The 12,566-nt window shown below is 25.6% G+C and carries 11 protein-coding genes; 7 read left to right on the top strand and 4 right to left on the bottom strand.

All coding sequences use genetic code 11. The features are described 5' to 3' along the window. Positions 1-130: 130 nt before the first annotated feature. Both BMW96_RS14910 and BMW96_RS04090 read left to right on the top strand, forming a co-directional pair. Complete coding sequence (locus tag BMW96_RS14910) at positions 131-241, top strand: hypothetical protein (protein ID WP_425597669.1); 111 nt, start codon at positions 131-133, stop codon at positions 239-241. Between the two features lie 4 nt (positions 242-245). Further along, complete coding sequence (locus BMW96_RS04090) at positions 246-485, top strand: helix-turn-helix domain-containing protein (protein WP_092352784.1); 240 nt, start codon at positions 246-248, stop codon at positions 483-485. A 343-nt stretch (positions 486-828) separates the two neighbouring features. On the opposite strand, the gene BMW96_RS04085 is transcribed toward BMW96_RS04090, so the two are convergent. Both BMW96_RS04085 and BMW96_RS04080 read right to left on the bottom strand, forming a co-directional pair. Further along, a complete protein-coding gene (locus BMW96_RS04085) occupies positions 829-1,992 on the bottom strand; it encodes a hypothetical protein (RefSeq protein ID WP_092352782.1) in 1,164 nt (387 codons plus the stop codon). A gap of 1 nt (position 1,993) precedes the next feature. After that, positions 1,994-3,520, bottom strand: a complete 1,527-nt coding sequence (locus tag BMW96_RS04080) for a DUF3502 domain-containing protein (RefSeq protein ID WP_092352780.1) — start codon at positions 3,518-3,520, stop codon at positions 1,994-1,996. A 466-nt stretch (positions 3,521-3,986) separates the two neighbouring features. On the opposite strand from BMW96_RS04080, the gene BMW96_RS04075 reads away from it, so the two are divergent. Then, on the top strand, positions 3,987-4,220 hold the full coding sequence (locus tag BMW96_RS04075) for a hypothetical protein (RefSeq protein WP_180320358.1): 234 nt from the start codon (positions 3,987-3,989) through the stop codon (positions 4,218-4,220). A gap of 395 nt (positions 4,221-4,615) precedes the next feature. On the opposite strand, the gene BMW96_RS04070 is transcribed toward BMW96_RS04075, so the two are convergent. Together BMW96_RS04070 and BMW96_RS04065 are read right to left on the bottom strand one after the other, a co-directional pair. After that, complete coding sequence (locus tag BMW96_RS04070; protein ID WP_157796086.1) at positions 4,616-6,094, bottom strand: DUF3502 domain-containing protein; 1,479 nt, start codon at positions 6,092-6,094, stop codon at positions 4,616-4,618. A 126-nt stretch (positions 6,095-6,220) separates the two neighbouring features. After that, complete coding sequence (locus BMW96_RS04065; protein ID WP_092352774.1) at positions 6,221-6,580, bottom strand: hypothetical protein; 360 nt, start codon at positions 6,578-6,580, stop codon at positions 6,221-6,223. A 775-nt stretch (positions 6,581-7,355) separates the two neighbouring features. On the opposite strand from BMW96_RS04065, the gene BMW96_RS04060 reads away from it, so the two are divergent. The 4 genes from BMW96_RS04060 to BMW96_RS04045 all read left to right on the top strand — a co-directional run bounded on the left by BMW96_RS04060 (position 7,356) and on the right by BMW96_RS04045 (position 12,256). Then, on the top strand, positions 7,356-8,021 hold the full coding sequence (locus BMW96_RS04060; protein ID WP_092352772.1) for a LytR/AlgR family response regulator transcription factor: 666 nt from the start codon (positions 7,356-7,358) through the stop codon (positions 8,019-8,021). Positions 8,022-8,448: 427 nt separating this feature from the next. Beyond that, on the top strand, positions 8,449-8,727 hold the full coding sequence (nrdD, locus tag BMW96_RS14905) for an anaerobic ribonucleoside-triphosphate reductase (protein ID WP_092352770.1): 279 nt from the start codon (positions 8,449-8,451) through the stop codon (positions 8,725-8,727). Positions 8,728-9,129: 402 nt separating this feature from the next. Continuing rightward, positions 9,130-10,008: an ATP-binding cassette domain-containing protein gene (locus tag BMW96_RS04050; RefSeq protein WP_092352768.1), complete on the top strand. Its 879-nt coding sequence runs from the start codon at positions 9,130-9,132 to the stop codon at positions 10,006-10,008. Position 10,009: 1 nt separating this feature from the next. Then, positions 10,010-12,256 carry a hypothetical protein gene (locus BMW96_RS04045; protein WP_092352766.1) on the top strand — a complete coding sequence of 749 codons (2,247 nt, stop codon included), beginning with the start codon at positions 10,010-10,012 and terminating at the stop codon, positions 12,254-12,256. Positions 12,257-12,566: the final 310 nt, after the last annotated feature.

Here is a 12,566-nt window from a genome sequence, read left to right as displayed (position 1 = left end):
TTCTTGTGATTATATTTCTTTTGAAGTCTTGAATTTTACAATCAAAATATCAAATGAGAAACTTGCTATTGCTTTATTGCAGTTATCGAATAAAGAGCGTGATGTTATTTTATTACGCTATTTTCAAAGCATGAGCGACCAAGAAATTACAGAATTATATCATGTATCACGTTCTGTTGTTTATCACAGAAGAAGTAACGGATTGAAGAAACTAAAAACACTATTGAAAGAAAGAAATTAAACCAATGAGAAAGGAATATGGCTACCCTACATTAGAAGTAATATGTCAAGCGTCCGCTAAAAATGAAACTGCCATAAGAGAAATTTTGAAGTTTTATGACGCTTATATCAGTAAATTATGCTTGCGTCCGTTTTACCACTCTGAAAGTGGTAAAATCACTATGCAGCTTGATGAAAAATTAAAAGATCAAATTCATACAGAAATGATGAAAGCAATCTTGAAATTTGAAATCAGAGTGAAGTAATCATATTACGAGAATGAAAAACGGGAGATACACAGAGGTTTTGTGCTATCTCCCATTGTTGATTTAATGTCATATCAAGGCTCATTCAATCGTGGTAAATTCGTGGTAAAATGAATGATTTTCCATACTTAAAAATGCTTGAAAGTATAGTATTTATGCGGATAATCGAAAATTAAATATAAAATTTAGAAAAAATAACACTTTTTTGTATACTCAATTTTTTTATAAAAAACAAAAAAGATTAAAATTATTGTAGTGTGTAAGCTACATATCTTAATCTTTTCATTATGTCGATGTGATTAAAAGAATTATAATTCTTTTATTATTCATCTATCACAAATATCTAATGAACTTCAATAATTTCTTTCTTACCCTTTTTATAATCAGATTTTAAAATAAAACCACGTTCCATTTTCCCATCTTTCATATAACTTATATAGTAATAATCTTTAGCATCATTAAATATTATTATTCCCTTAGCTCCATTCATTGTTATTTTTTTTGATTCTACTGTCTCAAAATTTAATGAATAAAACTCTTTTGTTTTATCATCCTGATATATCCACTCGTCATTGTTAAAAATTGGATATTGCCTGGTTGACACTATTTCTATTGGTTTATAATCAGGTAAAGTATATTTCATAACCGTGAAAAGTTTTTCACTATTTACTTCTTTTTCATTTATGTACTTTGATTCAACTGTTAATAATGTATCTCCAATAAGTTGTCCTTTTACAATATTTCTATCTTCTAATACAGAGGTAAGTTTTTTAGTTTTAATATCATATTCGTAATTCTCTATTTTTTCATTAGCATCTTTAAAATTTGTTCCATCAAAATAATTTTCAAAATAATTATAAGTCATATAAATCATATTTTCATCAGCTGCAACAATTTTTAAAGAATTATTAAAATTATTTTTAGGTTCTGTTAATCTTTCTTGTTTACCACTTTTTAAATCAACCCCAAGAAGATAACAATTATGCTTAGGTTCTTCAACAATAGCCCCACTTTCCGATTCTGTAAAAATAACTTCATCAATTGCAAAATAGGCTGTTTCCTTGATTACCGCAAATGACAAAATCATAGTACTATTTATTTTAACGATCTCTTTTTGATTACTCCGATCTAAATTAGATTCAATTAATGAATATTTTTTTTCTATATCATCATTTTTACTAATAACATACAACTTATCACCACTTACAAATCCAGCTCCATTATTACCAATATAAGCTTCAGAATCTTCTTTTAGCTGTGCTTCCATTCTACAATTAGCCTTACTACAAGTTAGAACATCTTTTTTAGTTTCATAATCAAAAAAATATAAATAACCACTATTATTAGTATGATAGAATCCATCATCTGTTGAAAATTCTAATGCTCCAAATTGTTCATACACTTGCACATTATTTTCACCTGGAGTATCTGTATTCGTACTGCAGCCACTTATAAAAACAATATTTAAAACAATAAGAATTATAATTTTTTTTAATCTATGTTGCATCTTATTTTACTCCTTTTAACCACTCCTGATATTGACGATTAGCTTCATCTACTATTTTTTGCATACCTGCTTTATCTAATTCTTTATTCATATCTTTTAAGAAAGTATCTAAATCTTCTATTTCTAATTTAGCTATTTTATTCATCCATTCACTTTCTTGATATTCATTAATGAAATCCCCTGTCATTATTTTATTCGTAGCACTAATTTCATCTAAAACTGGAATTGGATCAAATCTGAAACCTTTAGGAAAGTTATCACCATATTCTGTATAAAACCAATTTGAATATTCAACTTTGTCATCTTCCTCATAAACAGATGAATAAGTAATCTTAGGATTTGTAAACTGATATCCAAATATAGATAATCCATTATTTTTAGTAGTTACAGTAATATGATTGTCTTTATCGAGTGTATAATCTTGATCTTTAACGCCATATTGAATAAGATTTGCAATATCTTTATCTGTAAATAATTTTAAAAGAAAATCTTCTGCATTTTCAATATTTTCAGACCAAGATGCAATTGATGTTTTATTATCTCCCCAATATAATTCCATATTTGGTGTAGAATAATTAGGGACAATAACAAAATCATCACTTTGTACTGTTTGGGACATAGAACGATAAGCTGTATTGATTTCAAATGCATCTCGCCTACTCATTGTAGCCACTGTAGCAAAAGGAATAACGTTATTTTTAGGAAGAGCCTGGTCAAGCAAACCTTGCTGTTTTAGTGATAAATAGTTAGCCAATGAATTTTTATACTCTTTTGACTGGCTTAAAGAAATAAAACCTTCACCTTTTTTCCAGGCTAGATTATTTGTCGGTGGTACAATCCACAAACCTAGCGTACTAGAATCAAGTCCTATAAATTGTATTGGAATTTCCTTGCTATTTTTCTTTGCCTGAATCAACAATTCAGTATTGTCAAATATATTATCCTTAATATCATTAATATTAATTCCATACTCATCTAACATTTTTTTATTATACATCAAACCATTAATAATAGGTACATGACTTGAAATACCATACAATTCATTATCCATTTTTGATAACTCAAAATCATAAGGAACCAGCACCTTTTCTAATATCTCTTTATTTTTTTCTTTCCACTCATCTAAATTTCTAAGTAATTTATTATTAACAACATATCTATACGTATTTTTCCAATCATCAACTTCAGTATCATTATAAGATGTAAAGAACATTGATACTATATCAGTTTGTTCCCCATTTTCTTTTAGTTCTTTTAACTCATCTAGTTTCTTATCTGTTTCTTGAGTATTAAAAGTCATAATCTTAACTTGATAAGAAGCACCCTTTTCCTTCAACAATTCATTAAGCGGTTCTTCCCATGCTTCAATTAATTCATCACCTAAAGATGCCATACCACCAGGATCTGCAATTCTCCATACAACAGTTTTCTTATCTACATCACCTTTTTTTGTATTATTATTTTGTGTGCAGGCTGTTATTTGTAAACACAGTGCTAAAGTTAAAATAAACAGTAATACTTTTTTCATTGTTTCATCCCCATTTCGTTTAGAATTAATGAGTAAAATATATTTTATTAATTATCGAAAGACATTTATTATATTTACTATAACACAATATAATAAAAAATTATTCGTTTCCCTATTTAATGGCTAAATATCTAATTAAATGGTTGTATTTTATACACACACTATTTTTAAGTACTTTATCAAGAATAAATCATAAATATATTTACAATATTTTTTAATAAACATACTTTAATGTTATAACTAATCTCATTACTATATACATATAATGGTGATAACATGAAATATATGTTTAAAAAAGTTACCCAGGTTCTTTCAATCATCTTATCAATAATCATATTTATGATTATTCGTTATTGGCTGTAATAGTGCATATTAGATATTAAATATTTTTATAACTGTTATAATAATTCAAGTAATATCAATAAAAGATTTTAACAATATACTAGTTGAAGTTAAAAATGGTTATATGGAAGATAAAGAAATTCAAGCTTATATTAAATATTTAGAAAATAAGTTTCCTGATGAAACATTAAAATCACTTTCAATCATAATTGATGGTAAAGATGTAAATTTAGATTATATATTCCAGACACAAAATTTTGAAAAAATTAGAAAAATAACTGATTATTTAGTTGGAACTCTTAATCGTTTTAATAATGCTAAAGCAGCAGAAGAAAGTGATCGTGTTAAATATGTATAAAAGCTATTATCATTTTAATGATGATAGCTTTTTAATAACCATTTTTCTACAATCCTACTATTTATAATCTTTTTATTTCACTGTTATGGCAAAACAAAAGAAATCACATCAATTACAGTTACATTAATAGAAAATAAATAAAATCTATTGAGATATAGTACTTTTAATTCTTGATAATCTTAAAATATATACAACTAATTCAATACATAAATCAAATTATCTTTCTTAGAATAAATGAACAAATAACTATTGATTCATTAAAGATTCTAATGTTCAAAACTGTTTATATACTTCCACATCAATATCACTTGGACTTTCTGTATTCTTATAGCAACCACTTACAAAAACAGTATTTAAAACAATAAAAATTATAATTTTTTAATCTATATTATATCTTATTTTGCTTCTTTCAACCATTCTTGATATTGACGATTGGCTTCATCTACTATTTTTTGCATTCCAGCATCGTCTAATGTTTTATTTAAATCTTCTAAAAAAACATCTATGTCTTTAACATCTAACATATACAACTTATTGGTTAATCCAGTAGCAGTTTGTTCATCAAAATATGTATTCCATACTTTATTAACTGTATTAATATCTTTTATTACTGGCATTGCTTCAAATCTAAAACCTTTAGGAAAATCTTCTCCATATTTTGAATAAAACCAATTTGAATATTCAATTTTGTCATCTTCTTCATAAATTGAAGAATATGTAATTTTGGGATTTGTGTATTGATAACCAAAAATCTTTAATCCTAATTTATCAGTAATTACTTTAACATGATTATTTTCATCAAGCTGATAATCCTTCCCCTCAATTCCATACTGAATCAAATTAGCGATATCTTTATCTGTAAAAAGTTTTAAAAGAAAATCTTCTGCATTTTTATTATTTTCAGACCATGAAGCAATTCCTGTTTTATTATCACCCCAATATAAATTCATGTCTGGCTTTGATTCATCAGGAACTACTATAAATTCTTTCTGTGATACAGACAAACTTTTAAATATAGCCCGTGTACTTATACCTCTTCCAAATGAAGCAGCAAACGACACAGCACTTTCCTCAACCGACTCAAGTTCAAGTAATCCTTGTTGTCTTAAAGTAACACATTGATATAGTAAATCTTTATACTCTCTTGATTTACTTAAAGAAATAAATCCTTTATCTTTTGTCCACACTAAATTATCAACAGGAGATACAATCCATAATCCAGGATCTAAATATACATTATTAAGAGGAATTCTATTAATTTTATCTTTTACTTGAGTTAATAAATTACTATTTTCAAATACGTTACTTTTTATGTCTTTGATATCTATTCCAGTCTTATCTAAAAGTTCTTTTTGATACATAATTCCTGAAGTCATTGGTACATTACTTGAAATACCATATAATCTATTATCTATTTTTGAAAGTTCAAAATCATATGGAGTCAATACTTCTTCTAAGATCTTCTGATTCTTTTCTTTCCATTTATCTAAATCTAAAAGTAACTTGTTTTCAACTGCATGTTTATAAGTATTATTCCATGATGTTAATTCATAATCCTGACTCTCTGGCAATATAGTAATAACATCCGTTTGCTCTCCATTTTTTTTCAATTCTTTTAAATCTTGTATCTGCTTATTTTCCTTCTTATTACTAAATGGTATAATTTTTACTTGATATGATGCCTTTTTTTCTTTTAATAACTCATTAAGAGGCTTCTGCCATACCTCTATCATTTCATTTGTCATATCTTCAATATTTCCACCTGCTGCAACTCTCCAAACAACTGTACCAGTATCAATTTCATTCTTTTTTGTACATCCAGTTATTTGTAAAACTAATATTAAACTTATTGTTAAAAGTAAAAATTTTTTCAATTTTTCTCCCCCCATCAATTATCAATAATATTAAATATTTTTTCCATTTAACATTCAAACAAAAAATATTCTATAAATTTTTATATAGTGCTAGTTATTACTAGCACTATATTTTATTAAAAACTATTAATTTGAAGTATAAACCTTTATACCATAACCTGATGTAGTTGCATTTATAAAAGTTTCATTATCTGACTTTTTAGGGCGACTAGCAGTCCAATATGATCTATATGATGCTCCATTTACTGAAACATTTTCTTTCACAGAACCACTTACAGAATATGTAACATAAGCTTTACCCATTGGATATGTAGCACCATTTCGAGCGTTGATAGTGTGAGATGAACCATTTGCATTACAAGTAACAGAAACAATATATTTTCCATCAGTTGTTTGATTAGAACTTTCCGCTGCCATTACTGGTACTATAAATAATCCAAATAATAATGTTGAGACAAAACAACATAAAATTTTTTTGTGTTTCATAAATTTTCCTCCTCATATTTAATTATATATATATTTATAAGAAATTAATAAAATAACACTTATGTTTCATTAATCCTGATACAAATATCTTCACTCCTTTTTTATCTGAGTAATTAATGAAATATATTTTATTAACTACCAAAATTATTTAATACTAATATAAATTATTTATATAATGAAAACTTTTCCTAGTATATTGATAACTTCTATTATTATCTCTTTTCTTATCTTTACTATAACACAATAAAATAAGAAATTATTCATTTCCCCATTTAATGGTTAAATATCTAATTAAACGGTGTTATTTTATATAATATACACTATTTTTAAACTTTTTATCATGTCTAAATAAACATTTCTGGTACATTGTTCTTAATGTTACCAGTGATTATATTTAGCTACTTTAATTTATTAAAATATTTTTTACTTCTATGTTTAATATAGTTTCTTTTGATAAAACCCAATATTTATCCATGGTTTTTCAATATTACTTTTTATAAGTTTTTATATTTATACACCACTTTAATTTAAACTAGATAAAAAACTTATAATTTTATTTTTTAATTTAATACTGACAAAATAAAGTTAAAATAATACAATTAAAAATCAATTTATAGTATTATAAATATATAAGAAATACATTAACTTTCTGATATTAAAAATTATTTATTTATATTTATTATCTTATTATTTTACTGCTATTTAATTCAATGATATTATACAAGAAATGGGAGCAATATCTTCATAATACAGAGAGATTGAGGGGGGAAAAATAATGATTACAATTGGAATAATAGATGATAAACAAGTATCTTGTGATAAAATAAAAGATATCTTGTTACTAAAATTTGATGATATTAGAGTTTATACATATAATTCTATTTATCAGCTTAATAAAGATTTTGATTTTGTTATTTTAAATATTGATATGCCTGATTATGATGGTATAAAGTATGCAAAAATTAATGAGGATAAAAAAATACTTTTTATAGCTAACAATTATTCTCGCTGTAAAGAAGCCTTTGGACCTAATATCTATGGTTTTATTAGCAAGGATAATTTAAAAAAAGACTTAGTTGTAAACGTTTCAAAGATGATTAACAGGATTAAAAAACATCATATTGTTAATTTAAAAATAGATGGTGAAATGCTTGATATCCAAATAAACAGCATAATATATTGTATGTACTTAGGAGATATGAATATTGCTGTAATATTTGATGATGAGCAAATAATAATAAAAAACAAAACATTAAAAGAACTGTTGCAGCTTTTAAAAAATAATTTCATCCAAGTTAATCGCAGTGTAATTGTGAATAAAAAGAAAATTTGTAAATTAACTAAAGAAGGAATTTATTTAAATGGCGTCAATTGTTTATTTGATGTAAGTCGTCGTAATAAAAATTCAGTTTTAAAAGCTTTTTATGAAGAAAATCATTAATATCATTTAATTAAATACTTAGCTACTAAAAGATGAAATTAAAAACTTCATCTTTTTACCATAAAAATTAGTATTACTGATTAACTATATATTTTATCTAGTCTAATGCTATGACTAATATCATCAGTATATACATATAATATACTGATGATAATCTAAATAAATCTAGTACATTCAAATAAAAAAACACTTACTTAAAGACCCCTTCAATAAAACAAGATTTTATTCATAATTATGTACATCTTATAACTACAAACAGAAAGGAATGTAAAGTTAGTATGAAATATATGTTTAAGAAAATCAACCAGGTTCTATCAATTATTCTTTCAATGATTATCTTTATGATTATTTGTTACTGGTTATAATAGTGCATTTTAGATGTTAAAAGCTTATTAAACTGTTATAATGTTTTTGAGGTGATATTTTAATGAAAGATTTTGATAATGTTAAAGTAGAAGTAAAAAATGGATATATGGATGAAGAAGAAATTCAAGCATATATAAAATATCTAGAAAATAAGCATCCTGATGAAACCCTAAAATCACTTTCAATCACAATTGATGGTGAAGATGTTGATCTAGATTATGTATTCCAGCCCCAAAACTTTGAAAGAATTAGAAGAATTACTGGATATTTAGTAGGAACACTTGATCGTTTTAATGATGCTAAAGCAGCTGAAGAAAAAGATCGAATTAAACATGCATAAAAGCTATCGTCATATATTAATGATGATAGCTTTTTAATAATCTTTTTATTTTACTGTTATTAAATTTAAATGAATAAAAAATAGAAATTGATATCGCAATAATAGATAAATTAAGAATTTATACATATAATCTATCAATTAGATAAAGAGCTTAATTTTATTGAATACACCAAAGCCAATAAGTATTTTGATTCCTAATTAGTGTAAAAAGACTTTTGATCTCAATTATCAATAAAATCAAAAAATAAAAAACAATTCCAATAAATATATAACTAAAAAAGTACATTATTAAAAAAATAACCATTTAATCAGATATTTAACCATTTAATTGAGAAAATAATTTTTTCTCTTTTTTTATGTTATAGTAAAAATATAGTCATAAAGATTGTGAGGAAATAAGTTATGAAAATAGAAATACAACATCTATCTAAATCATATGGAAATATATTAGCCTTAAATAATATTAATCTAACATTAACTCCAGGTATTTATGCTCTTTTAGGTTCAAATGGTGCAGGAAAATCAACACTTATTAATCTTTTAACTGGTAATTTAAAACCTAGTAATGGCTGTATTTTATACAATGGTAAAAATATCAGTGAATTAAATGAAGATTATCGAGCTATTTTAGGTTATATGCCTCAACAACAGGGTTTATATGAACAATTTAATGCTTATCGCTTTTTAAATTACATGGCAGCTTTAAAAGGAATGGATAAAAAAACAACTAAAGCTGAGATTGAACGTGTTTTAAAAATTGTCAATCTACAAAAAGATGCCCATCGTTTATTAGGACAATATTCTGGCGGAATGAAACAAAGAATTCTCGTCGCACAAGCTATTATGAACCAGCCTGATATTATTATTTTAGATGAACCAACTGCTGGACTTGATCCTAAAGAACGGATTCGAATTAGAAATATCATATCTGAAATAGCAGGTGATAAAATCGTTCTTTTTGCTACCCATGTTGTATCTGACATTGAACATATTGCTAAAGAAGTTATTCTTATAAAAAATGGTAGTATTTTAAACCATCAATCTCCCTTAGAATTTTGTAAATCTATCCAAGGAAAAGTTTTTGAAATATTTATTGAAGAAAAAGAGCTAAAAAAAGTACAAGATATATATCTAATAAGTAATATTACTCAACAAGCTAATGGCTTATTAGTTCGTATTTTAACTGATCAACCACCTATTGGCTATCATTATCAAGAATCAATTCCAAATCTTGAAGATGTTTATTTATATCACTTCAGTGACGAAAAGAAAGGAGGATAATATGCATATCTTCTTTCAAGAATTTCATAAAATTTTACGTAATAAATCATGTATACTCGCCCTTATCATCGCCCTTGTAATAAATATCGGTTTATTAGCAGCTACAAACCCTGGTGAATATTATAATGCTGCCAATTATCAAAAAGCTTATCATAAAATCAGTACTCTAAATGATGATAAAAAAGGCACATTTATTGAAGAATATTATCAATCACTTATATTCAATAATATCAATGAATACAAATATACCCATAGTTTTATGGGAGAATTAGAGCTTTTCAACAACTTAAATAAACAATGGAATAAAATATCTTCTTATCCCGATTTTCTTGCTTCAATAAAACAAAGCAGTCAAGACTCACAAGTTGCAATCTTTAAAAATCAAAGTGATTTTCAAAAAAGAAATGCTAATAAAACAATTAAAGACTATCAAGGATTAGACAATGTAAAACTCACATTCACAAATGTTAATGCATTTATAGATTCAATTGATTTTGCTCCTACTGACCTTATTGCGCTAGCTTTTATATTCTTTATCATAAGTTCTCTTCTTATATATGAAAAAGAACATCAGCTCTTCTTTTTATTAAAATCTACCAAAAAGGGAAGAACGGGTTTGATTACTGCTAAAACTTCTGTAATTCTTTTAATGTCACTTATGACAGTCTTATTATTTTGGGGGAGTAATATCTTTGTTAGTTGTATAAAAAATGGCTCTCTCCCTTTATCTGTTAGTATTCAATCTATCACTAGTTTTACAACTTCAACTTTGGCTATTTCAACAAGTCAATACTTACTTTTATTTCTTGTTTCAAAAATATGTATTTATTCGCTTATAGGAATGATATTTTTATTCATTGCCCTAATGTCAAAGAAAACTATTGAATTATACTTTTTAACTATTCTTTTATTTGGTATATCTTTTACTCTATATCTAACAATACCAGATAATTCTACCTTTACTATTTTAAAATATATCAATATCATTCCCTATTTACTAGTAAACCCCATCTATCAAACTTATTTAAATCTCAATATTATTGGCTATCCAATTAATACCATAACAATTTTTTGGATCATTATTTCTATAATTCTCCCATTTTTTACTTTCTTAAATATCTATGTATTTTCTAAAGATAAAACAGCAGACACATTAACATCCTGGCATCCAAAAAGAAAAAATAATTTTAAAACAAATGTCAGTATATTCTATCATGAATGTTATAAATTACTGTTCCTTCAAAAAGGACTAATTATCCTAATTATATTTAGTATCGCTACATCCTGGTATACAATGAATATTAACCATGATATTTTTGAAGATGAATATTATTATAAAAATTATATGTCTGTTCTAAATGGTCCATATGATACAAAAAAACAACAGATTATTGAAAAAGAAACAAAAAGATTTGAAGAGCTTCATCAAAAAAGCAATCAAGCATCCCTTGATCTACAATCTGGCAAAATTAGTGAAAATGAAAAAAATGCAATTGATAATTACGTCTCTAGCCAATTATTAAGTGAAAGAGCTTTTCAAAGAGTTCTTGAACGAGTGAACTACGTCCTTGAAAATCCTGATTATCCCATTATTTATGAAACTGGATATTTAGAATTATTTGGAAAAGGCTTTGATAATTATAAAACTGATTTTACTTTAATGCTGCTTTTAATTTTAACACTTATCATTTTATTTACACCTTTTATTGCTAGCGAATATTCTTCTGGTATGATCAAACTCATTAGTGTACAAAAAAATGGAAGTAAAAAGTTATTTAAACAAAAATGGAAATTATGTATTTTGATTTCCACTTTATGTACATTTATTACATATACCCCTCAACTTGTTTACATTATTCAAAAATATGGTCTATCTAATATAACTGTATCTAATCAGGCTATTCTGGAATTATCAAATATTGCTTTACATGTACCTTTAATTTACCAAATTATCTTACTCTATTTAATTCGCTTATTTATGATATATATAACAATAACTCTTATCTTTATGATTTCGCAAATAGTAAAAAATACATATCCTGCTCTTTTTATACTTTGTGCCAGCCTAGCTTTTCCTTTAGGCATTGGAATCATAGATATCTCCTTTATCAATAAAATATCTTTAAATAGTTTCTTTTCAGGCAACTTTATTATTAATGAATTTTCAGTTATACATGTGATTATCCTCTCTATATTTATTATCATATTTATTATTTTATCAAAACTTAAAAGGGGCTGTAACGACTAAGTAATTTTTATTAATTATTTAGAGCGTTCAGCTCTTTTTCTTTTGTTAATCCCTTTCATATAAAAAAATCCATAAGTGTTGTTTCATTGTGAATAACTTTTATGGATTTTTGACGCACTTAAAAAGAACCTGCTCTTTTTCAAAAAAATTGGCTCTTTAATTTAATACTGACAATAACTTTTCTGCCTTTTTCCTGTTTTCTATTTTCCTGCGGTGATATTTCCTGATATTTTGTCCTATTGCTATCATATATATTTCCAGTTTCACACCGGATTCTCCTCTTCGGCGTAATCTGTTATATCCCTGGTTT

This window comes from Thomasclavelia cocleata (assembly GCF_900102365.1).
In the GTDB taxonomy this organism is placed as follows: domain Bacteria; phylum Bacillota_I; class Bacilli_A; order Erysipelotrichales; family Coprobacillaceae; genus Thomasclavelia; species Thomasclavelia cocleata.
The sequence above is the reverse complement of the archived record's forward strand: the minus strand, read 5'-3'. Positions and strand labels throughout refer to the sequence as shown.

What these genes read in the sequence shown, in the direction of transcription:
- BMW96_RS14910 (WP_425597669.1), top strand. Translation starts at nt 131, where the DNA reads ATGAGCGACCAAGAAATTACAGAATTATATCATGTATCACGTTCTGTT.
- BMW96_RS04090 (WP_092352784.1), top strand. Translation starts at nt 246, where the DNA reads ATGAGAAAGGAATATGGCTACCCTACATTAGAAGTAATATGTCAAGCG.
- BMW96_RS04085 (WP_092352782.1), bottom strand. Translation starts at nt 1,992, where the DNA reads ATGCAACATAGATTAAAAAAAATTATAATTCTTATTGTTTTAAATATT.
- BMW96_RS04080 (WP_092352780.1), bottom strand. Translation starts at nt 3,520, where the DNA reads ATGAAAAAAGTATTACTGTTTATTTTAACTTTAGCACTGTGTTTACAA.
- BMW96_RS04075 (WP_180320358.1), top strand. Translation starts at nt 3,987, where the DNA reads ATGGAAGATAAAGAAATTCAAGCTTATATTAAATATTTAGAAAATAAG.
- BMW96_RS04065 (WP_092352774.1), bottom strand. Translation starts at nt 6,580, where the DNA reads ATGAAACACAAAAAAATTTTATGTTGTTTTGTCTCAACATTATTATTT.
- BMW96_RS04060 (WP_092352772.1), top strand. Translation starts at nt 7,356, where the DNA reads ATGATTACAATTGGAATAATAGATGATAAACAAGTATCTTGTGATAAA.
- nrdD (WP_092352770.1), top strand. Translation starts at nt 8,449, where the DNA reads ATGAAAGATTTTGATAATGTTAAAGTAGAAGTAAAAAATGGATATATG.
- BMW96_RS04050 (WP_092352768.1), top strand. Translation starts at nt 9,130, where the DNA reads ATGAAAATAGAAATACAACATCTATCTAAATCATATGGAAATATATTA.
- BMW96_RS04045 (WP_092352766.1), top strand. Translation starts at nt 10,010, where the DNA reads ATGCATATCTTCTTTCAAGAATTTCATAAAATTTTACGTAATAAATCA.